The following is a 22,082-nucleotide window of genomic DNA, read 5'->3' as shown; positions in this document are numbered from 1 at the left end:
TCCGCAGGAGATGATTTAACGACATTTCAGCACTGCATATGATGATTATTAATCCTTATGTAAAAAAAATTCACATAAGAAGTATAAAATATGGAGGTGAAGTAATTGGTATTTGATACTAATATTGCTATGGCTTTGAAAAATCCTAATGGTGAGTATAAAATTTGCGAACTGACAATATTTGAAATAGAGAACATGAAAACTGTATTTCCCTCTTTAAACGTTGAATTACATAAAGGTACTGAAATATTAATTAAGGTTAAGTGTTCGCTATGTGAGGAATTTCATTTTTATCATTATAATATTAAGGAGTTTTTTAAAATAAATATGGTTATAGGAGGATGTGAACAATTAGCCTTACCTATATTTTTAATTGGCAAGAATAAAAAAGTTATTGAAAAAGTAAATGAATATAGACAGACTATAGAGAAAATTTACGCTATGATATAAAAGAAAAAGCAAGTAATTAGGCGGGACATGGAACTATATAGGTTGCTGGGGAATTTAAATATAGTGGATTAAAATTGTGAAATAGGATATAATTTAAAGAATATATCATTTCAAGAAAATTCATTGGATAGTAGACTCGTTTTAAAATTCCCATGATATTTATTAAATAGATATTATATATGAAATACCCTTCGGAGGTGCAGATTTTTGATAAATAAAGATTTTGATAATAGGACAGTAGTCGAGCTGCGGGAACATTGCAAAGAACTCGGCATTAAAAATATTTCTAAACTTAAAAAAAGTGAATTAATTGAGGAAATAAAGAAGATAACGCCAGTTTCTATGCAAAAGGATGGAGTTATTTTAAGAGAAAAAATAAGTCCCAAAAACACTTCTACAGCTGGAGATAATATTATAGGAAATTCAGAGAAGCAAATCAAAATTAACCCAATTCAAACTACTCAAACTACCAATAATTCAGAACATGATACAGGTTTTAAAAATCAAAATGAAAATAAAAAAGAAAAATTACAAGAAATGATAAATGAATCGGGATCGGCAAGAGGAGTTCTGGAAATAATTGAAAACAATAGTTATGGGTTTCTAAGAGGGAATAATTACTTATCAGGCCCTGACGATATATATGTTTCGCCATCTCAAATTAGAAGATTTAACTTAAAAACAGGTGATGAAGTAGAAGGTAAGGTTAGAACGCCTAAAGAGGGTGAAAAATTTAAAGCTCTGTTGTATGTACAACAAGTAAATGGAGAAAATCCTGACAGAGCTGTAGGTAGAAGACCTTTTGAAAAGTTAACCCCGATTTATCCAACTCAAAGATTGACACTAGAAACATGTGCAACTGATTTGTCTTCGAGAATGATGGATATTATTTCTCCTATAGGAAAAGGGCAGAGAGGCATAATTGTAGCACAGCCAAAGGCGGGAAAAACAACACTTCTTAAAAAAATCGCTAACAGTATCTCTATAAATCACCCAGAAGTAAAACTAATTGTTGTTTTAATAGATGAAAGGCCTGAGGAAGTTACTGATATGCAGAGATCTATTAATGGTGAAGTTATTTATTCAACTTTTGATGAAGAACCAGATCATCATACAAAAGTAGCTTCTATGGTTCTTGAGAGAGCTAAAAGAATGGTAGAACAAGGCCAAGATGTAGTTATTCTATTAGATAGTTTAACTAGGCTTTCTAGAGCTTACAATTTAACTGTGACCCCTTCAGGAAGAACTCTATCCGGAGGACTCGATCCTAGTGCACTTTTGATGCCAAAGAAATTTTTTGGAGCGGCTAGAAATATAGAAGAGGGTGGAAGTTTGACAATTCTTGCTACTGCTTTGGTAGAAACAGGAAGTAGAATGGATGATATGATTTTTGAGGAATTTAAGGGTACAGGAAATATGGAAGTTCACTTAGATAGAAAACTTCAAGAAAGAAGAATATTCCCAGCGATAGATATTTATAAATCAGGGACAAGAAGAGAAGATTTATTGCTTACTAAGATTGAAATGGAGACTATATATAATTTAAGGAAGATAATGTATAGAGAAGGCAATGCATTAGGTGTAACAGAAAAACTCCTAAATTTATTAGCTACAACAAAGAGTAATAATGAATTTTTTGAGATGATAAATAAGAATTTTGAATTATTAGCTAGATAACATAATTTTTAAATAGTATAATTAAAAAAATGGAAAAGATAATTAAATCTTTTCCATTAATATATTATTCTGCATCTTCGTTTTTTATGTTAAATTTCTTCATGAATCTATCAACTCTTCCACCGGCATCAATATTCTTTTGCTTACCAGTGTAGAATGGATGGCAATTAGAACATACGTCTACTTTAAGTTCTTGTTTAGTAGATCCTGTAGTAAAAGTGTTTCCACATGCGCATTTAACAACTGTGTCGTGATGGTATTCTGGATGTATTGCTTCTTGCATATTTTTCACCTCTTTCAAAAAAAAATATATACCCGTATTGTCAACTCTTTAATTTTATCATATAATTAATAATTAAGTCAATAAGAATAAAAATATATTAAAGTAAAAAACATGTGTAAGATTTGCCATAGAATTATAAGGCATACTTAAAGCTGTGCTTTTAAAACATGGATTAACAAATTGGAGGGAAAAATATGTACGGACCAAAAAATCATGGCTGGGTGGAAGTTATTATAGGGCCTATGTACAGTGGGAAGTCTGAGGAACTTATACGTAGGATAAGAAGAATTAAAATTGCAAGACAGAAAGTGCAGGTTTTTAAACCTGAAATTGACAATAGATACAGCAGGGGAGACGTGGTGTCTCACTCCGGAACTAAGGTAGATGCAGTTCCGGTTAAGGATAGCGCGCAGATGTTGCAGCTCTTAGATGCGGATACACAAGTTATTGCTATAGATGAGGTACAGTTTTTTGATAAAGGTATAATTGATGTAATCACTACCTTAGCTGATAGCAATAAAAGGGTTATATGCGCGGGTTTAGATATGGATTTTAGAGGGATACCTTTCGGACCGATACCTACACTTCTGGCTGTGGCGGAATTTGTTGACAAAATTCAGGCGATTTGTGTAGTGTGTGGCAATCCGGCTACTAGAACTCAACGTTTAATTAATGGGAAACCGGCTAAATATGAAGATCCCATTGTCTTAATTGGAGCTACGGAATCCTATGAAGCGCGATGTAGAAAGTGTCACATTGTTCCAAAAGAAGGGGTATAACTATGGCTAAAAACATAAATGTCGGAGGTCAGGCAGTAATTGAAGGGGTTATGATGAGAGGAAGCGCGGGAATTGCCACCGCGGTGAGAACTGAGCAAGGGGAAATTGTAGTGGAGAAAAAAGGATACACAGCTTACACTAAAAAAAATAAAATTTTAGGGCTTCCAATAATAAGAGGGTTTGTTTCTTTAATTGAGTCTTTAGTTATAGGTGTAAAAACTTTAAATTATTCAGCTTCTTTTTTTGAAGAAGAGGAAGAACCTTCGAAAATAGATAAATGGATAAAAAAAGTATTCAAGGAAAAAAGCAGTGATGTAATTATGGGGATATCTCTTGTCATTTCATTGATTATATCTATAGGTTTATTTTTTATTTTACCAACTATTGTAGCTAGTCTTTTTAGTAAAGTTGGCGCAAGCACAATGGGTATGAATATTGTAGAAGGAATTATTAGAATTTTAATATTTTTAATATACGTATATTTAATAGGAAAAATGGAAGATGTCAAGAGGGTATATCAATACCATGGCGCAGAACATAAAACTATATTTTGTTATGAAAACAATGTTGAATTAACTCCAGAGAATGCAGCTAAGTTTGGAAGACTGCATCCAAGATGTGGTACGAATTTTTTGTTTTTAGTTATGATAGTTAGTATAATAATGTTTTCTTTAACTGGTTGGAATTCAATCTGGGAAAGAATAATGTATAGAATAGTACTTCTTCCTTTGATTTCGGGTGGAAGCTATGAAATTATTAAATGGATGGGAAGAAGCACAGGTACCCTAGCTAAAATCCTTTCTTATCCAGGACTAAAATTGCAGAACCTAACTACGAGGGAACCGGATTTATCTCAGATAGAGGTGGCAATAAAGGCGCTTAAAGTAGCTGAGGGTATTGAATGTGTCTAATATAAAAAACAAATATATTCATCCTGTGGTAATTATAAATGAAGGTGGTAGGAAATGAATATAGGAGAAGTACTTCTAGAATCGTATGAAATTTTAAAAAAAGTTCAGATTGAAAGTTATTTATTAGATTCACAACTCTTGCTTGCTAAGGTTTTAAATAAGGATAAATTGTTCATAATGATTAATAGAGATTTTAATCTTAATCAAAAGCAGGAAAAGGAATTTTCACGGTTAATTCAGATTAGAAAAAGTAAAATGCCTATAAAATACATTCTTGGTGAATGCGAATTTATGGGAATGGATTTTATAGTAAGGCCAGGAGTTTTGATACCAAGGCCTGATACTGAAATTTTAGTTGAAGAAGTAATTAGGCATATAAATGAAAAAGCTTATACTGAAGTATGTGATGTGTGCAGTGGAAGTGGAGCTATTGGCATAGCCATAGCTGAATTCATTAAAAGTACGAAGGTAACGCTGTATGATATAGCTGATGACGCTTTAACTGTGGCAAAATTGAATATAGAAAGATTTGACTTGGCTATTAGAGTTAACGTGGAGAATAGTGACTTATTGAAAGCTCCTATTGAACAAAACAAGAAATTTGAAGTGGTAGTTTCCAATCCACCTTATATAAGAGAAGATATTATACCAACTTTAATGGATGATGTAAAGGAATATGAACCGTATATAGCCCTTAGTGGTGGAAGAGATGGGTTAGATTTTTACAGGAGGATTACAGAAGAGAGTTTACAGGTTTTGAAAAAGGGAGGGCTCTTAGCTTTTGAAATAGGATATGACCAAAGAGAAGAAGTTAGCGATATTCTTTTAAAATCAGGATTTAAGAAGATAGAATGTATTAAAGATTTGGCTGGGAATGACAGGGTTATTAAAGCCATTTTAGTGTAATAAATGTTAAATCATCTCCTGCGGAGATACACAGCTTCGACGAAGGTGTATTAGCTAGATGCAATTTGTATTTTGAATCTAATTGTGATAAAATAGTATGATGTGAAAATATATATACGGAGTGATAAATATGTTGGATAGGCTTGATTTTACAGAAAATAAATACGATGAGATTTCAATTAAAATTTGCGACCCGTTGGTTATAGCTAATCAAAAGGAATGGCAAAAGTTATGCAAAGAACATGCAGAATTGGAAATACTCGTTACAAAATATAGAATATATAAAAAAGCTAAGCAGGATTTAGAATCAAACAAAGAAATGCTTAGAGAAGAATCAGATAAAGAAATGAAAGATATGATTCAAGAAGAGATGAAGGACTTAACTCAAACTAAAGAAACTATGCAGGAAGAATTAAGAATTTTACTTTTGCCAAAGGATCCAAATGATGATAAAAATGTATTTGTTGAAATTAGGGCAGGAGCAGGTGGAGATGAAGCAGCATTGTTTGCAGCAAATCTATTCAGAATGTATACAAGATATGCAGAGCGTAATAGATGGAAAGTTGAAGTAATGAGTGCTAATGAAACTGATATTGGCGGATTCAAAGAAGTGGTATTTATGATAAAAGGTGAATCTACATATAGTAAATTTAAATACGAAAGTGGAGTACACAGGGTTCAAAGAGTTCCAGATACAGAGTCGAGTGGAAGAATTCATACGTCTACGGCTACTGTAGCAGTGTTGCCAGAGGTTGAAGATGTAGACATTGAAGTTAGTGCTAACGATTTAAGGATAGATGTGTTTAGAGCATCTGGTAATGGCGGACAGTGTGTTAATACAACAGATTCAGCAGTAAGAATGACACATATCCCTACAGGACTTGTAGTTTCTTGTCAGGATGAGAAGTCTCAGTTAAAGAATAAAGAAAAAGCACTAAAAATATTAAAATCTAGATTGTTTGATAAAGCTGAGGCTGAAAGATCGGCAGGAATAGCTGAAGATAGAAGGAGTCAAGTAGGTACGGGAGATAGAAGTGAGAGAATAAGAACTTACAACTATCCTCAAGGAAGGGTAACAGATCATAGAATAGGGTTAACATTGTATAGATTAGAATCTTTTCTTGATGGAGATATAGATGAAATGCTAAATACCTTGATAACTGCTGATCAAGCAGAAAAGATGAAATCCATGGGTAATAATGATTAGAATTTAGTGTAGGCACATGAAAATAGACTAGCATATTGATTTGTGTTTTATAAGGACTCTTATTATTATAAGTGAAAGGTGAAATTATGAATATAAATAAAGCCATTAGAAAGCAAAAGAAGACTTACAAATGTTTATGCTATCAATGTGCTTTATTTTTGTTTTATTGCTAAATATATTAATAAATCAAAGATTATAAATATATTTTTTATAATATATTTAGTTTGCATCGAGCTGATGATTGCGTTTGTAGTAATTCATAACAAAATTCAAATTCAAAATTTAGAGGAAGCTTATTTCTATTTTATAATTAATCAAGGTGGATTTAAGAAATATATTTTACTAGATGACTTATATAGACATTGTGTTCAAGCAGTCTTTTCTGATGATGATATAGAAAAAATTAAAGATTGCGGCATAAACCCCCACTGACACAAATAAAATTAGTGTATAGGGAAATAAGCATAAAGCTAAACGCTTCTATACTTTATTCTCATATGGAATTGTAGCATATATGATTATAATTCTATAAAAGTGGGGGTATAAATTTGAATAGTAGTATTGTTTTGATAATCATATTTTCAGGAGTAATAGCTTTGATTGGTACTATGACAGGGGCGTTTTTAGGCGTTATTATGAACAAACCTTCACAAAAATTCTTAGGAAATATTATAGGATTTTCATCAGGACTTATGCTTTCTATTGTAGTTTTTGAACTTATTCCAGAAGCTACAGAAAAAACAGGATTGCTAGGAACCTTATTATTTTTAATCCTAGGAATTATTATTGTTGTAACAATAGATAAAATCAGCAATTTAAGTGGCAATGCAAATTCTCAATATACAAAGGTGGCTTTTATGGTTGCCATTGGGATAATGATTCATAATTTTCCAGAAGGTCTAATAATGGGATTTGGATTTGTTAACGGAGAAAACTTAGGACTTAAAATGAGCATTATAATTGCAATACATGATGTGCCGGAAGGGTTGGCTGTGGCAGCACCTCTAATGCTTTCAGGTACGAAAAGCAGAAAAATATTATTTTATGCATTTTTAACAGCATTGCCTACTGCGATCGGCGCTTGGATAGGAATTTATATTGGCAGCATATCTGTAAATATATTAGGTGGTGCTCTAGCATTTGCGTCAGGTGTTATGTTATATGTGATTTACGGAGAGATGATCCCACAGTCTAAAAAGCTTTGGTCAGGAATCACAAACACATTGGGAATACTTTTGGGGATAATAGTTGGATTAATAGTGACTAATGTGCTTTAACGACATTTCAGAAGGAAAGTCTGCCACTTCTATAAGTGGGAGTATAAATCTCCTTCTCAAGTCGTCAATGCATCTTCTTTGAAGATGTGCAGCACCGCAGGTGATGATTTAATTAAGAGGTGTAAGGATGAAAACGAAGATAACAATAATAGATGAAAATAATATTGAACAAAATATAATTAATGAGGCTGGGCTCGTTATAGCTGAAGGCGGATTAGTTGTTTTTCCTACGGAAACAGTTTATGGTCTTGGTGCGAATGCCTTAGATAAGATTGCTGTAGAAAAAATTTTTAAGGCAAAGGGAAGACCACAGGATAACCCCCTTATTGTGCATGTGGCAGATTTTAATATAGATTATTTAGTTAAAGAAATACCATATATAGCCAAAGAAATTATGAATAGATACTGGCCTGGGCCAATAACACTTATTTTTAATAAGTCTGATTTGATCCCTATAACTACAAGTGCGGGACTCAATACTGTAGGTATACGTATGCCAGCGAACCTCATTGCAAGAAAACTTATTGAGGCAGCTGGAACACCTATTGCAGCCCCATCAGCTAATATATCTGGTAGACCCAGTCCAACTGATGTAGAAAGTTGTATTGAAGATTTAAATGGAAAGATAGAGTATATTCTAGGGGGAGATAAAAGTAAAGTAGGCCTTGAGTCAACAATAGTTGATTGTACTTGTACCCCTATATGTATACTAAGGCCGGGGGCTATAACCATTGAGATGTTAAGAGAGATAGATGAGAAAATATATATTGATAAAAATATAATGTCTAAACCAAAGAACGATTTTAAACCTAAAGCACCTGGTATGAAGTATAGGCATTATGCACCAAAATCTCCAGTTAAAATAATATGCGGAGATTTAGAAAAAACTGTTGCAAAAATCAATGAAATAGTGCAGACTAATATGGGCAATAAAAAAATAGGAATTATAGCGACAGATGAAACTAAAGCTAAATATCGTTACGGCACGGTTATTTCCTTAGGAAGCAGAAAGCACTTAGATAGTGTGGGCAAAAACCTTTTTGAAGTTTTAAGAAGTTTTGATGATACTGATGTAGATTTAATATTATCAGAAGCGTTTGAAGAAAAGGGTATAGGTGTTGCTATAATGAATAGGCTTAAGAAATCTGCAGGCTTTGATATGATTGAAGTATAGTAGGTAACAATTTATAGTTGATATCTATTCCAGATGAATATGAGGAGGATAACTATGGGTATATCGTATGTTTGTAATGAAAAAATGCGAAAAAGCTATATGCTAGAAGCTATTTATAGTAGAATATATACTATAAATATTATAGACCCATATGTTAAAGATTCCTTAGTATATTCGAAAAAATTTAGTGGATTAAAGAATAATGTATTCTTTTTATTGGATAAGATAAAGAAGATAATAGTATTTAAATAGTTTGTTTAAATACCGATATCTTCTTTTTTTGTAACATAATATCTTTAAATAATAAAATATTCCTTGGAGGTGTTTCATAATGAAAATAGCATTAGGTAGTGACCATGGTGGTTTAAGTTTGAAAAAAGAGATTATTAAACATCTGGAGAGTAAAAACATCCAGATAGCGGACTTTGGTACTTATACTGAGGAGTCTTGTGATTATCCAGATTATGCACTAAAAGTTGCACAGGAAATAGCAGTTAAAAATTTTGAACTTGGTATACTAATATGCGGTACAGGGATTGGAATAAGTATTGCTGCCAATAAAGTACCTGGGATAAGAGCTGCACTATGCAGCGATACTTTTAGCGCTCATGCAACGCGCGAGCATAATAATGCTAACATACTAGCGCTTGGCGAGCGAGTTATTGGCACTGGGTTAGCGCTAGATATCGTAGATGCTTTTATCAATGCAAAATTTCAAGGGGACAGACATCAAAAAAGAATTGATAAAATAAGTGAAATTGAGAAAAAATATTCTAAATAAACATTAAAAAAATAGGAGGAATTACATATGAGTAAAGTAACGCAAATCACACATCCACTTATACAACACAAATTGGCATACATAAGAGACAAAAACACAGGTTCAAAGTATTTTAGAGAGTTAGTTTCAGAGGTCGCAATGCTTATGGCTTATGAAGTTACCCGTGATATACAATTAGAAGAAGTAGAAATTGAAACTCCTATTTGTATTACTAAATGCAAAGTTTTGGCTGGAAAGAAAATGGCTATAGTACCTATATTAAGAGCGGGTTTAGGAATGGTTGATGGTATGCTAAATCTTATACCGGCAGCTAAGGTTGGACATATAGGAATGTATAGGAATGAGGAAACGTTGCAACCAGTTGAGTACTTCTGTAAATTGCCTCAGGACATTAGTGAAAGAGATGTAATTGTTACGGACCCTATGATTGCTACAGGAGGTTCTGCAATAGATGCAATTTCAGCTCTTAAGAAAAGAGGAGCAAAAAATATAAGAATTATGTGTCTTATAGCTTCACCTGAGGGAATTAAGGCTATTACGGAGGCGCACCCAGATGTAGATATATATGTAGCCTCAATTGATGAAAAATTAAATGAAAAAGGATATATTGTACCGGGTCTTGGTGATGCTGGTGATAGATTATTCGGAACTAAATAGTTAATTATTACAATTTATATATGAAAACTTAAAAAGCAACTTACAGAAAATTATCTGTAAGTTGCTTTTTTTACTTAATTAAATTTTATTGAAAATATCTATTAAGTAATCCCTTAAATGCGCAGCCGTGACGTGCTTCATCTTTGCACATTTCATGTACTGTATCATGAATAGCATCATAGTTAAGTTTTTTAGCTAAAGTAGCTAAATCTTTTTTACCTTGACAAGCTCCGTGTTCAGCATCAACTCTCATTTCAAGGTTTTTCTTAGTGTCTGCGGTTACTACTTCTCCAAGCATTTCAGCGAATTTTGAAGCATGCTCAGCTTCTTCAAAAGCTATTCTCTTATAAGCTTCTGCAACTTCTGGGAGGCCTTCTCTATCAGCTTGACGGCTCATTGCTAAATACATACCAACTTCAGTACATTCTCCAACAAAGTTAGCTCTTAATCCTTCTATAATTTCTGCATCCACGCCTTTAGCAACTCCAATTACATGTTCATCTGCCCATGACATATCATTTTCAGTCTTCTCTATAAATTTATCACTTTTTGCACCACAAACTGGACAAACGCTAGGTGCGGAGTCTCCCTCGTGAATATATCCACATACTGTACAAACAAATTTCTTCATATTAATTTCCCCCTCGTATTCTTTTGAGTAAGATAACAATTATAAATTGTATCCCCTCGTATATTAGTTATATAATTTACTAAATAAATAAAAATATGTGTTTACCTTTGCTACAATTACTACTATACACTAACGGATAACAATTATCAAGTAAAATTTAATATCTCTTATCAGAAAAAGTTCGAGTATATTCGACAAGTGGTTAATTTAATATAGTTTCAATGCCATCTAAATCTTTTATTTGAATTAAATTCTTGTTGAAATCTATTAAGCCATCAGCCTTCATATTCACGAGCTCTCTTGAAAGAGATGGTCTCTGTACACCTAGATGATCAGCGAGGCTTTTTCTAGACATAGGAAGTGTGAGTGCTAAGTTTTTTTGAATTTCATATTGCGAAAGTAAGTAATTAGATATTTTTTGCCTTAGGGTTTCAAAAGAGAGTTCTTTAATCTTTCTATTTAATAAAAGAATTTTACTTGATAATAATTGCATGAAGTTGTTAAGTACTTTAGGGTAGGAGCTACACATAGCTATAATATCTTTTTTTGAAATATAAAGTATAATTGAACCTCTATAAGATACTATAGTAGCTGGGTATATATTTGTCTCTGAAAAAGCAATTGCTTCTCCAAAAATTTTTCCTTTATCTAATTTTGCAAGGGTAACAACTTTTCCACTAGCATAATGTTTTTGTACTTCTAGTATACCTTCAATTACAATGCCTAAAGAGTCGCAGACTTCACCCTCAAGAGCAACAATGCAGGTTTGGCATTCGGTGCATTTTTTGCAGTTATCGGAAATCGAATAGTTTATACTTTTAATTAAATTTTGCAATTCTTCACAAGTTAAACCTTTAAATAAAATACAATGTTTTAAATGATTTACCAGTTTATCCATCAAATCACCCTCGAATTTATATTTTGGTAACGTAAGTTACATATTAGTATAAGTAATTTTAATATAATTAACGTATACAGTCAATTAAAAAATTAATTAGATACATGAAGATAAATAAAATGGTATACGAATTGTTATTTATTTGAACGGGCATCAATGTGAATATATAAAAAAATGGAGGAGTTAAAATATGAAAAGGAATATTATCAGTATATATGAAAATAAATGTAATGGTTGCGGATTATGTATAAATGCTTGTCATGAAGGAGCCATAGAGCTCGTGAGCGGCAAGGCTAAATTAATAAGCGATGAATATTGTGATGGGCTGGGAGATTGTTTGCCAGAGTGCCCAACAGATGCTATTAAAATAAGCCAAAGAGATGCTGTAGAGTATGACGTGCAGGCCGTTGAAATAAAAAAGAAACAAAATGATGCTAAACCTAATTCGCCTTGTGGATGCCCTGGTACAATGGAAAAATCAATAAAAAGAAATGCGAATTTGAATGTTAAACTAGCGGCAACTAAAATAAGCAGTTACGATGATTCATCGCTAGATTCAGAATTAAATCAATGGCCAGTACAGTTAAAGCTAGTTAATTCAAAGGCAGGATTTTTAAAAGGTGCAGATATATTAATTGCTGCAGATTGCACAGCGTATGCTTATGGGGATTTTCATAAGACCAGCTAGTTAAAGTCAACTATTAATTTGAAATTTATTTAGTTTAATTTTAGGCTCAACAAAAAGACCATTTCGAAACACGAATGATGGTAAAAAAAGGGAGGTGGTATAGTTAATTAGGCAGCTAGAACAGTTTTATTTTCTAAAAACATCTTTTGGTGTAATTTAGGGTCTCTAATTTGGTACTCTTGTTGATTTCTTAAAACCGCAAATAGATATTTGATAAGCTTGTGCATAACTGCTACTAAAGCTACTTTTGCCTTCTTGCCCTTTAAGTTTTCTTTGTAATATTTAAGTAAAATATGATTAGTAGCTTCTCCATTACGCTTCATCCTAATAGAAGCTAAGGCAACAGCATATAGAGCTCGTCTACCAAACCTTGTACCACGTTTGGATATTTTAACTCTATCGCCCTTAAACTTACCTGATTCATTAACAGCAGGATCAACTCCGAAGAAAGCAACAAGCTGCTTAGGCGTGATAAATCTATCAATGGCACCAATTTCGGCTAATATTGTTATTGCTGTATTATATCCAATACCTGGTATCGACATTAGTAATAATATATTTTTACGAAAAGCAGGAGACATTTGATCACTGTTTATGAACCCTTCAATCTTTGCTAAAAGCGTAGCTATTTCACCATCAATGGCCTCGTAGATAGATATAGAAGTGGTAATAGAAACTGATAACCATGGTGATGTTAAACTAACAAATTGAGCATTCTCAGCCGATTCTATGAGCTTAGTGTATTTTTTTTCAGCCCACTTAATACCCTTTCTGGAATTAATCAAAATATCTATAATATCTTGCTTTGGAGCTGAAATAACTGCCTGTGGATTAGGATACTTTTTCAATATGTTAATTGAAACTAATCCACAGGTATTAGAAAATACATTTTGATATCCATTAAAAGTTATGCACAAAGAACTACTAAGTTTCTTTTTAAATACTGACCTAGTATCAATAAGCTTATAGTAATCGCGTACTAATAGCTTTAAAGTGAGAATGTTGATGTCAGAGTCGGATGATACCTTGATATCTTCAAATTTTCCTAAACTTGCGATAGATAATGCATCATTTCTATCATTTTTCACTTTCCTAATGTCTTTATTTTTGTTACAATTAGTAACAAGAGGATTGATAACAAAGGTTTCGAAATTGTTATCCTTTAGAAAGTGGAAAAGAGTTAGATGATACACGCCTGTGGACTCCATAAAGAACACAGGCTTTGTGGAAAACTCTTCTTCTGCTTTTTTTATTTGCTCAATAAAGTATTTAAAACCCTCAGCAGTATGGAAGATTTTAAAAGGCTTCCGATATTTACTGCCGTCAGGCGCAAGGAATGCTGCAAAAGAGAATTCAGAAGCAACATCAATGCCTACTACAAGACTATTTAAGTATTTTGACATATATAACATCTCCTTTTGTAAAAGTGAGATAGAATAAAGATTCCACTTCTATCAATGAGGCTGTAACCTCGTTTGTGACACGGGTAGTTCCAAAATTGGAAACCCAACCAGCTAAAACACAGAAAACTCACTGATGGAATGATACGCTTTTTTACGAGTATTGGTAATTACTTACCGCTCAGGAGTGAAACATCTATCTTCTCTATTCAGGAGATATTATATCATTGTGGACTAACTGGTTCCTAGTATCCAATATTGGTAATTGACAGTAATCAGTAATCAGAATTGAGACAAGATTAAACAAAGTAAAATTATGAGTTGCGAATATTAGATAAGAGATTAGTGATAACATTCGTAGTTATTATGACTGATTTATTATCAATGCTTACAACTACATTATACGAGGAGTTTATTAAAGGAAGAGTAACATTAATAGGATGCCCAAAGCTCGATGACAATGATTATTACAGACAAAAAATTTCAGAGATATTAGAAAATAATAATATTAAGAGTATTACGGTAGTTAGAATGGAGGTACCTTGTTGCGCGGGTATTGTTAATTCTGTAAAGGAAGGTATGCTTCAAGCTGGAATAATGGTTCCATACAAAGAGGTAACTATTGGCATAAACGGAGTAATAATTTAGTGTTGCTATAGGGGGCTGCAAACCACGCTTTTTCTATACTTGAACACGTCAGGAAGGCATATAATATATGCTTTTCTTGACGTGTTTTATAGTAAATTAACATATATAGTTCATTAAACACTTTAAATCATCGTTGTTTTAGTGTAAAATAACAGTGATTGATTATTAGATTATAAATTTAGTTTTTAATTTTTAATCTATATAATTAAAATATGTTTATATGAGGTATAATTATGGAAAGAATTGATAAGCATAATTATTATTTGGATATATGCGAAACAATATCTGAACGAGGTACTTGTTTACGTAGAAATTTTGCAGCTATAATAGTGAAAAATGATGAAATTATGTCTACTGGATATTCAGGAGCACCTAGAGGAAGAGCGAATTGTTGTGATTTAGGGGTCTGTAGAAGAGAAAAATTAAAAGTACCAAGAGGGACAAGGTATGAACTTTGTAGATCAGTACATGCTGAGCAAAATGCAATTATATCAGCCCGAAGGAATGATATGTTAGGGTCGACTTTGTATTTAGTTGGGAAAGAGGTTAATAGCGGTGAATTAGTTATAAATGCATCTCCATGTTCTTTGTGCAAGAGGTTTATAATTAATTCGGGTATAGAGAAGGTAATAATTAGAGATAACAAAACGCAATATAAAATTGTATATGTAGAGGAATGGATAGAAAATGATGACTCAATTCAAGGTGATGGGGGATATTAATTTTGAAATTCAGTAAATTAGTTTCATAAAGTTTAATCTATATTTATCAAATAGAAACAATATTTTTGTGAAAGAAAGGTTTTTTATGAGTAATAGGTATATTTTAGCAATAATTACAGCTTTAATTTCTTTTATAATTACCCCTTTAGTTAAGAAATTAGCAATAAAGGTGAATGCCATAGATATTCCTAAAGATGAAAGGCGAGTTCATAATAAGCCTATTCCAGTTATGGGAGGGCTCGCTATATACATAGCCTTTGTTATAGGAACAATTTTATATAACGGCATCCTAACAACTTCCCAAATAGGTATAATTATTGGAGCAACTATTATTGTTATTGGGGGCATTATAGATGATATTAAAGATTTAAGTCCTAAATATAAGGTTTTAATACAGGTTATAGCGGCCATATGCCTTTTAGTATCAGGTATAAGGATATCAACTGTAACTAACCCTTTTAGAGAATTTTACCCTTATCTAAGTATAGGATGGGTTTACATCCCGGTAACAATAATATGGATTGTAGGTGTGACTAATGCTTTTAATCTAATAGATGGATTAGACGGTTTAGCAGCAGGTATAGCATTTATATCTTCTGTTACCTTAATGATAGTTTCTTTGCTTAATGGAAGACTCGAAGCAGCATTTTTGACTGCTGTCTTAAGTGGTGCTGTTTTAGGATTTATACCATACAATTTCAATCCAGCTTCTATATTTATGGGGGATACGGGATCTCAATTACTAGGGTTTCTTCTGGCAGCTATTTCAATTGAAGGGGCTATTAAATCTGCAACATCTTTTGTTATTGCAGTACCAATTTTAGCTTTTGGATTACCTATTTATGATACTCTTTTCGCTATGATTAGAAGGAAAGTTAATGGGAAATCTATGATGCAAGCAGATAAAGGCCATTTGCACCATAGGCTTTTGGATATGGGACTCAGCCAAAAACAAGCAGTTATTATCATGTATTTTATAAGCGCTGTTTTAGGCGGGATTGCCATTATAGCTATGCAAATCAGTAATCAAAGGGCATATTTTTTGTTAGCATCAGTAATGGTTATAATAGTTTTAGTGGCTTGGAAATATGGGATTTTTCAGCAAAAAGAGTAATTTAGTTAACATGTGGTTATAAATTAAAATTAGGAGGTATCTGGTGGAAAATATTAAGGTTATAGTAATATTTGGTACAAGACCTGAGGCTATAAAAATGGCACCTCTTATTAAAGAATTAGAAAAAAATTCTCAAATACAATGCACGGTATGTGTCACAGCGCAGCACAGAGAAATATTAGATCAAGTCTTGGAAATTTTTGATATTGTACCTCAGTATGATTTAAACATAATGAAAGCGAAACAAAGCTTAACAGGGATAACATGTTCTGTTCTTCAAGGTTTAGAGGAGATTTTTGAAAAAGAACAACCGGATATAGTACTTGTACATGGAGATACAACAACAACATTTGCAGCATCTCTGGCAGCTTTTTATAGAAAAATACCTGTTGGTCATGTAGAAGCAGGTCTAAGAAGTCATAATAAATTTTTTCCTTACCCAGAAGAAATTAATAGGAAGTTAACTGGCGCTTTAGCAGATTTGCATTTTGCACCTACAACGACCTCTAAAGAAAACCTATTAAGAGAGGGAATAGAGGGAAGTACTATTTTTGTTACGGGAAATACAGTTATTGATGCTATGAAGTTTACAATTAAAGAGAAGTATATTTTTGAAAATTGTGAGCTAAATGAAATTGATTATGAAAACAAAAAAGTCATAATGGTTACGGCTCACAGAAGAGAAAATTGGGGAATTGGAATTGAAAATATATGTAATGCTTTGAGGATTATTGTTGAAGAAAATCAAAATGTCGAAGTATTATATCTAGTTCATCCTAATCCAGTAGTGAAAGATACGGTTTACAGCATTTTAGAAGACGTAAGTAGGATACATTTACTCCAGCCTATAGATACAAAAGAAATTCATAATTTAATAAAAAAATGTTATCTAGTAATGACCGATTCAGGAGGAATTCAGGAAGAAGCTCCTCATTTAGGTAAACCAGTTTTAGTTCTTAGGCAAGTTACGGAGAGAGTAGAAGCGCAGCATGCTGGCACTGTAAGGCTAGTTGGGACAGATATAGATAAAATTGTATTGCATGCTAATAATCTTCTTAGAAATGCAGATGAGTATAATCACATGAGTAATTCAATTAATCCTTATGGAGATGGAAATGCTTCTGCTAAAATAGTAGATGAACTAGTGAATTACTTTGATAAAGATAAAACATAAAGGTATATGGGAAATGCAATTAAGGTACTAATAAATAATTTTTAAACTAAGTCTAAGGAGGCAGAAATTAAATTCTTAGATTTATTTTTTTGCGGTTTTTACAAGTGAATAAGTTTAAAATAACAGTTTACGAAGTGAAAAAAATCAAATGCATGTATAACAACGAAGTAGACTTAAATATATCGTTTATTATAATATACGGTATTTAAAAGCTTATAACTACTAAAATATCTAAATACAATGTATATTTTTACCGTTAGATGATAATTATAAGGTGAAATACGTAAAATAGCATAAAATTTTTGAATTAAAAGAATATATATATTGCAATTGTTTTAAGAATTGAAAAAAAATAATAGAAGATATATCTATTAATAGATTTTTTGTAAATGTTTAACTGAACAGAATTTATATTTTAAAGTTCTTAAAAGTTAATAAAGCCACTAATATTGAGAAGAACAGTGAGAATATTACGAACATTTAGTACATTGAGCACATTGAAAGAAATAGATTAATTGAATAAAATAAGTATGCATTATTCTTTAAGCCTTAAAATATCTTAAAACAGAGATATACAGAAGAAACATAAGATTATTAATATAAAATCGACTTATAGAGCTATATAGCTTTGAAAATTAAGAAATACTAGGCTTTGTTTATGAAAATTAGTAGACTATAATATAAAAATATTAGCGAATGATGAGAGGAAGAAAAAAGTGAATGTTAAATCAGCACAGATGTATAAAAAAATTAATTTTTTTAACTTTTTTATAGCACTTATTGGGACTGTAGTAATTTATTTTATTAATAAGGAATACGCAGTATTTTTTTTATTAGGTTTAATATTGGCAAGTATTAATTTGTTATTTAATTTAATATCTGTTAATTTTATATTTTGCAAAGTAAAAAACAAATGTGGAGTTGTTACTTTATTTGGCTTTGTATTTAGGGTGATTATAGTATGCGTAACAGGCTTGATGGTTTTTAATTATTCTAATTTTGCTATAATTGCGTTTATATTGGGGTATAGTTCACAATTGATTTCTCTAGTACTTTACGGAATTAATATTAAAGAGTGTGAAGGGAAGTGAGTAAGTGGCAACGATCGCACAACTACCTAGTGTGAATTTGTTTGGATATAATTTTCAAATTACAGCTAGTTTAATAACACAGTGGGTAATAGTTTTGGTATTGATATTACTAATAGCATTTATTAATAGAAATCTAAAAAAAATACCAGACAAAAAACAGAGTGTAGTTGAAATTTTTGTAGAATTTGTTCAAAAAACAATAGAAGAGACCATGGGTAAAAATTTTAAGGCTTTTGTTCCATTTATTGGTACATTAGGAATTTATCTTTTATCAATGAATTTAGTAGGTATACTTGGAATAAAACCACCTACTACAGACTATAGTGTAACTTTGGGAATGAGTTTAATTACATTTATAGTGATACAGGGTTATACAATTAAGAAATCCGGTGTTATACAGTATTTTACTGGCTATGCAAAACCATTACCTTTATTACTTCCAGTAAATATAATGGAGAGAATTATGTTGCCGGTATCTTTAAGTCTAAGATTATTTGGAAATATGTTTGCGGCAACTATAATTATGGAATTAGTTTATAGTGCATTGAATAGCGTTACTTGGGTGGCGCAACTCGGAATACCGATACCGTTACACATGTATTTTGATTTATTTGATGGTACTATCCAAATGATTATTTTTGTAATGTTAACAATGATTAATATTGTAATAACTTCAGAAGAGTAAAATAAAAATGAATAGGAGGAATATTTTATGGTTTCAACAGGATTTGTCGCAGGAATGTCAGCAATAGGAGCAGGAATAGCAGCACTTGGGGTTATAGGTGGTGGTATAGGAACAGGAAATGCTACAGCGAAGGCTGTGGAGGGTATTGCAAAACAACCAGAAGCTAGTGATAAAATAACAAGAGTGTTAGTTATAGGTGGTGCACTATCGGAGGCAACAGCTATCTATGGTTTCCTAATAGCGTTATTATTAATTTTATTCGGTGTAAAAGGTTAAAAAGAAATAGGTAAAGGGAAGGTAGGTGAAAGTTTCGGTTTCATAATGGTAAAAGAAATTTATAAACCGAGATTTTATATATATGGAGATAGGGATGGACTTAGGTAATATTATAGCTGCAATGATAAATTTCCTTATACTACTTTTTATTGCTAAACGTTATTTATTTACACCAGTAAATAGGATTTTAGACACAAGAAAACAAGAATTAAACTCTTCTTTTGAACAAGCGAGGAATGATAAAGAAGAAGCTAAGAGATTGAAAATAGAAAATGGTGAAAAATTAAACTTAGCAAAAAAAGAGGGTAAGGAAATAGTTGAAAAATACAAACAAAAAGCAGAAAAGATATCTGGAGAATTAATTAAAGATGCAAAAAAAGAAGCTTTGCTTATTATTGAAAGATCAAGAGTCGAAATAGATAGAGAGCGAGAAAAGGCGCAAAGTGAAATTAAAAAGCAAGTCATAGATTTATCTTTAGTATTATCTGAAAAAGCTCTTGGACAGCATATAGGTGAAGAAGAACACAGAAGACTGATTGAGGATTTTATTTTTAAGGTAGGTAGCTAAAATGTATGAATACTTAGATAAAAGATATGCACTTGCACTATATACAGTTGCCGAGGAAAAAGGGAAAGTTGAAGAATATTTAAATGACTTGCGAGAAATAGTTTCACTTATGAAGAATGACTCTGAGTTCCTAAAAGTTATTAAATACCCACAAATAAGTACTTCTGCAAAAAAGAAGATGTTTATTAGGGTTTTTAAGGGCAAAATTGATGAAGATCTTTTATCTTTTTTACTTATTCTTATAGAAAAAGACAGAATATTGTTTACAGCAGAAAAACTTAAGCAGATGGAAAAAATCCACTTAGAGCGTAATAACACTTTAATGGTGGTGGTTAAAACAGTAATACCTCTCAAGGAAACCGAAAGAGAAAACTTGCGCATGAAATTATACAAAATGTATGATAAAAAAATCATATTTGATGAAAGATTAGATAAAAGCGTTATAGGCGGAGTGTATATAAGGGTTGGCGATGACGTTATTGATGGCACGATAAAAAGTAAATTAGAGGAAATGAAAAAATTAATGTTTAAATAGGAATGGAGGTGAGTTTATGAATATAAAACCAGAAGAAATAACATCCATAATAAAGAAAGAAATTGAAAGATATGAAAAGACGATTGACACTGTTGACTCAGGAACAATAATTCAAATAGGTGATGGAATTGCCAGAGTATATGGGTTAGATGAATGCATGGAAAATGAACTTTTAGAGTTTCCTAATGGAATATTTGGTATGGCACTAAATTTAGAACAGGATAATGTAGGATGTGTACTTTTAGGACCAGAAGAGGGCATCAAAGAAGGGGACATAGTAAAAAGAACTGGTAGAGTAGTAGAAGTTCCTGTAGGTGAGGCTTTAATAGGAAGAGTTGTAGATGCTCTAGGTGTACCAATAGACGGTAAAGGCCCAGTTAAGACTACGGAGACAAGAGCAGTAGAAGTCGAAGCGCCTGAAGTTATTGAAAGACAATCAGTTAAAGAACCACTTCAAACTGGAATAAAAGCAATAGACTCTATGGTGCCAATTGGAAGAGGTCAAAGAGAACTTATAATTGGAGATAGGCAAACAGGTAAAACAGCTTTAACTATAGATACTATTTTAAATCAAAAGGGCAAAGATGTTATATGTATATATGTAGCTATTGGTCAAAAGCAATCTACTGTTGCACATATTGTTAATACCCTATCTGAAATGGGAGCACTAGATTATACAATAGTTGTAGCGGCTACAGCTTCTCATTCGGCACCATTGCAGTATTTGGCACCCTATGCTGGATGTAGTATGGGAGAATACTTTATGCATAATGGTAAGAATGTGTTAATAGTATATGATGATTTATCTAAACATGCGGTGGCATATAGAGCTATGTCTCTATTACTTCGTAGACCGCCAGGTAGGGAAGCTTATCCAGGAGATATATTTTATATTCATTCAAGACTACTCGAAAGAGCAGCAAAGCTTTCAGAAAAATTAGGTGGGGGTTCATTAACTGCCCTTCCTATAATAGAGACTCTTGCAGGCGATGTTACGTCATATATACCAACTAACGTTATTTCCATAACGGATGGGCAAATATTTCTTGAAGCTGAATTGTTTCATTCAGGGCAAAGACCGGCAGTTAATGCTGGAATATCTGTATCAAGAGTTGGTGGAAATGCTCAAATAAAAGCCATGAAGCAAGTTACTGGAACTTTAAGGTTAGAACTTGCTCAGTATAGGGAGCTTGCAGCTTTTGCTCAATTTGGTACGGATCTTGATAAGGATGCAAAAATGAGACTAGAAAAAGGGAAAAGATTAATTGAAATATTAAAGCAAGATCAATATATGCCAGTGTCAGTAGAGAAACAAGTTATGATCTTCTTTGCTGGGACAAATAACCATCTTATGGATATTCCGGTACATCAAGTAACGAGATTCGAGAGTGAGTTTTTGGAGTATATGGACACACATCATAGAGAAGTAGGTAAAGCAATAATGGATAATAAGGTACTAGATGATAAAATAAAACAACAACTTATTGAAGCTATAGATGAATTTAAAAAAATGTTCTTAGTTGAAAAATATTAACGACATTTTAGAAGCG

General features: G+C 32.1%; 26 protein-coding genes and 1 pseudogene. 23 read left to right on the top strand and 4 right to left on the bottom strand.

Annotated features, from left to right (window positions below; genetic code table 11):
• Nucleotides 1–105: 105 nt before the first annotated feature.
• Nucleotides 106–450, top strand: coding sequence for a hypothetical protein (locus ACWJKP_RS19430; RefSeq protein WP_165413045.1), 345 nt, complete (start codon nucleotides 106–108; stop codon nucleotides 448–450).
• Nucleotides 451–657: 207 nt separating this feature from the next.
• Nucleotides 658–2,127, top strand: a complete 1,470-nt coding sequence (gene rho / locus ACWJKP_RS19425) for a transcription termination factor Rho (protein WP_165413046.1) — start codon at nucleotides 658–660, stop codon at nucleotides 2,125–2,127.
• A gap of 64 nt (nucleotides 2,128–2,191) precedes the next feature.
• Here rho and rpmE read toward each other — a convergent pair whose 3' ends face one another.
• Nucleotides 2,192–2,410 (bottom strand): 50S ribosomal protein L31, encoded by a 219-nt coding sequence (rpmE, locus tag ACWJKP_RS19420; protein WP_165413047.1) that lies wholly within the window; start codon nucleotides 2,408–2,410, stop codon nucleotides 2,192–2,194.
• 194 nt (nucleotides 2,411–2,604) lie between these two features.
• On the opposite strand from rpmE, the gene ACWJKP_RS19415 reads away from it, so the two are divergent.
• The 10 genes from ACWJKP_RS19415 (at nucleotide 2,605) to upp (ending at nucleotide 10,102) form a co-directional block, all read left to right on the top strand.
• The gene (locus tag ACWJKP_RS19415; RefSeq protein WP_165413048.1) at nucleotides 2,605–3,189 is read left to right on the top strand and encodes a thymidine kinase; all 585 of its coding nucleotides are present in this window, start codon (nucleotides 2,605–2,607) and stop codon (nucleotides 3,187–3,189) included.
• Nucleotides 3,190–3,191: 2 nt separating this feature from the next.
• Nucleotides 3,192–4,100, top strand: coding sequence for a DUF1385 domain-containing protein (locus tag ACWJKP_RS19410; protein WP_165413049.1), 909 nt, complete (start codon nucleotides 3,192–3,194; stop codon nucleotides 4,098–4,100).
• Nucleotides 4,101–4,154: 54 nt separating this feature from the next.
• Complete coding sequence (gene prmC, locus ACWJKP_RS19405) at nucleotides 4,155–5,006, top strand: peptide chain release factor N(5)-glutamine methyltransferase (RefSeq protein WP_165413050.1); 852 nt, start codon at nucleotides 4,155–4,157, stop codon at nucleotides 5,004–5,006.
• A 130-nt stretch (nucleotides 5,007–5,136) separates the two neighbouring features.
• A complete protein-coding gene (gene prfA / locus ACWJKP_RS19400; protein WP_165413051.1) occupies nucleotides 5,137–6,213 on the top strand; it encodes a peptide chain release factor 1 in 1,077 nt (358 codons plus the stop codon).
• Between the two features lie 237 nt (nucleotides 6,214–6,450).
• Nucleotides 6,451–6,645: a hypothetical protein gene (locus tag ACWJKP_RS19395; protein WP_224578707.1), complete on the top strand. Its 195-nt coding sequence runs from the start codon at nucleotides 6,451–6,453 to the stop codon at nucleotides 6,643–6,645.
• Nucleotides 6,646–6,761: 116 nt separating this feature from the next.
• Nucleotides 6,762–7,490, top strand: coding sequence for a ZIP family metal transporter (locus ACWJKP_RS19390; RefSeq protein WP_187351424.1), 729 nt, complete (start codon nucleotides 6,762–6,764; stop codon nucleotides 7,488–7,490).
• A gap of 127 nt (nucleotides 7,491–7,617) precedes the next feature.
• Nucleotides 7,618–8,664, top strand: a complete 1,047-nt coding sequence (locus tag ACWJKP_RS19385; RefSeq protein WP_165413052.1) for an L-threonylcarbamoyladenylate synthase — start codon at nucleotides 7,618–7,620, stop codon at nucleotides 8,662–8,664.
• A 54-nt stretch (nucleotides 8,665–8,718) separates the two neighbouring features.
• Nucleotides 8,719–8,916 (top strand): hypothetical protein, encoded by a 198-nt coding sequence (locus tag ACWJKP_RS19380; RefSeq protein ID WP_165413053.1) that lies wholly within the window; start codon nucleotides 8,719–8,721, stop codon nucleotides 8,914–8,916.
• A gap of 79 nt (nucleotides 8,917–8,995) precedes the next feature.
• Complete coding sequence (gene rpiB, locus ACWJKP_RS19375; protein WP_165413054.1) at nucleotides 8,996–9,445, top strand: ribose 5-phosphate isomerase B; 450 nt, start codon at nucleotides 8,996–8,998, stop codon at nucleotides 9,443–9,445.
• A gap of 27 nt (nucleotides 9,446–9,472) precedes the next feature.
• Nucleotides 9,473–10,102, top strand: a complete 630-nt coding sequence (upp, locus tag ACWJKP_RS19370; protein WP_165413055.1) for a uracil phosphoribosyltransferase — start codon at nucleotides 9,473–9,475, stop codon at nucleotides 10,100–10,102.
• An 85-nt stretch (nucleotides 10,103–10,187) separates the two neighbouring features.
• Here the strand turns inward: upp and ACWJKP_RS19365 are convergent, their stop codons facing one another.
• Both ACWJKP_RS19365 and ACWJKP_RS19360 read right to left on the bottom strand, forming a co-directional pair.
• Nucleotides 10,188–10,733, bottom strand: coding sequence for an NADH peroxidase (locus ACWJKP_RS19365; protein WP_165413056.1), 546 nt, complete (start codon nucleotides 10,731–10,733; stop codon nucleotides 10,188–10,190).
• Between the two features lie 202 nt (nucleotides 10,734–10,935).
• Nucleotides 10,936–11,631, bottom strand: a complete 696-nt coding sequence (locus ACWJKP_RS19360; RefSeq protein ID WP_165413057.1) for a Crp/Fnr family transcriptional regulator — start codon at nucleotides 11,629–11,631, stop codon at nucleotides 10,936–10,938.
• A gap of 190 nt (nucleotides 11,632–11,821) precedes the next feature.
• Here ACWJKP_RS19360 and ACWJKP_RS19355 point away from each other — a divergent pair.
• Nucleotides 11,822–12,310: pseudogene (locus ACWJKP_RS19355) on the top strand (ATP-binding protein); the annotation flags it as partial.
• A 116-nt stretch (nucleotides 12,311–12,426) separates the two neighbouring features.
• Here ACWJKP_RS19355 and ACWJKP_RS19350 read toward each other — a convergent pair.
• Nucleotides 12,427–13,722 carry an IS110 family RNA-guided transposase gene (locus ACWJKP_RS19350; protein WP_165415057.1) on the bottom strand — a complete coding sequence of 432 codons (1,296 nt, stop codon included), beginning with the start codon at nucleotides 13,720–13,722 and terminating at the stop codon, nucleotides 12,427–12,429.
• Nucleotides 13,723–14,085: 363 nt separating this feature from the next.
• On the opposite strand from ACWJKP_RS19350, the gene ACWJKP_RS19345 reads away from it, so the two are divergent.
• The 10 genes from ACWJKP_RS19345 to atpA all read left to right on the top strand — a co-directional run bounded on the left by ACWJKP_RS19345 (nucleotide 14,086) and on the right by atpA (nucleotide 22,066).
• Nucleotides 14,086–14,367, top strand: coding sequence for a hypothetical protein (locus ACWJKP_RS19345; RefSeq protein WP_462961354.1), 282 nt, complete (start codon nucleotides 14,086–14,088; stop codon nucleotides 14,365–14,367).
• A gap of 233 nt (nucleotides 14,368–14,600) precedes the next feature.
• Nucleotides 14,601–15,089, top strand: a complete 489-nt coding sequence (locus tag ACWJKP_RS19340; RefSeq protein WP_165413059.1) for a deoxycytidylate deaminase — start codon at nucleotides 14,601–14,603, stop codon at nucleotides 15,087–15,089.
• 85 nt (nucleotides 15,090–15,174) lie between these two features.
• A complete protein-coding gene (locus ACWJKP_RS19335) occupies nucleotides 15,175–16,203 on the top strand; it encodes a glycosyltransferase family 4 protein (RefSeq protein ID WP_165413060.1) in 1,029 nt (342 codons plus the stop codon).
• 43 nt (nucleotides 16,204–16,246) lie between these two features.
• Nucleotides 16,247–17,377, top strand: coding sequence for a non-hydrolyzing UDP-N-acetylglucosamine 2-epimerase (gene wecB, locus ACWJKP_RS19330; protein WP_165413061.1), 1,131 nt, complete (start codon nucleotides 16,247–16,249; stop codon nucleotides 17,375–17,377).
• 716 nt (nucleotides 17,378–18,093) lie between these two features.
• Nucleotides 18,094–18,468, top strand: a complete 375-nt coding sequence (locus ACWJKP_RS19325; RefSeq protein ID WP_165413062.1) for an ATP synthase subunit I — start codon at nucleotides 18,094–18,096, stop codon at nucleotides 18,466–18,468.
• A 4-nt stretch (nucleotides 18,469–18,472) separates the two neighbouring features.
• The gene (locus ACWJKP_RS19320) at nucleotides 18,473–19,153 is read left to right on the top strand and encodes a F0F1 ATP synthase subunit A (RefSeq protein ID WP_165413063.1); all 681 of its coding nucleotides are present in this window, start codon (nucleotides 18,473–18,475) and stop codon (nucleotides 19,151–19,153) included.
• Nucleotides 19,154–19,180: 27 nt separating this feature from the next.
• The gene (gene atpE, locus ACWJKP_RS19315) at nucleotides 19,181–19,429 is read left to right on the top strand and encodes an ATP synthase F0 subunit C (protein ID WP_165413064.1); all 249 of its coding nucleotides are present in this window, start codon (nucleotides 19,181–19,183) and stop codon (nucleotides 19,427–19,429) included.
• Between the two features lie 94 nt (nucleotides 19,430–19,523).
• Nucleotides 19,524–19,997: a F0F1 ATP synthase subunit B gene (locus tag ACWJKP_RS19310; RefSeq protein ID WP_187351425.1), complete on the top strand. Its 474-nt coding sequence runs from the start codon at nucleotides 19,524–19,526 to the stop codon at nucleotides 19,995–19,997.
• Between the two features lies 1 nt (nucleotide 19,998).
• Complete coding sequence (locus ACWJKP_RS19305) at nucleotides 19,999–20,532, top strand: F0F1 ATP synthase subunit delta (RefSeq protein WP_165413065.1); 534 nt, start codon at nucleotides 19,999–20,001, stop codon at nucleotides 20,530–20,532.
• A gap of 16 nt (nucleotides 20,533–20,548) precedes the next feature.
• Complete coding sequence (atpA, locus tag ACWJKP_RS19300) at nucleotides 20,549–22,066, top strand: F0F1 ATP synthase subunit alpha (protein WP_165413066.1); 1,518 nt, start codon at nucleotides 20,549–20,551, stop codon at nucleotides 22,064–22,066.
• Nucleotides 22,067–22,082 lie beyond the last annotated feature (16 nt).

The organism is Clostridium sp. CM037 (assembly GCF_055081095.1).
The sequence above is the reverse complement of the archived record's forward strand: the minus strand, read 5'-3'. Positions and strand labels throughout refer to the sequence as shown.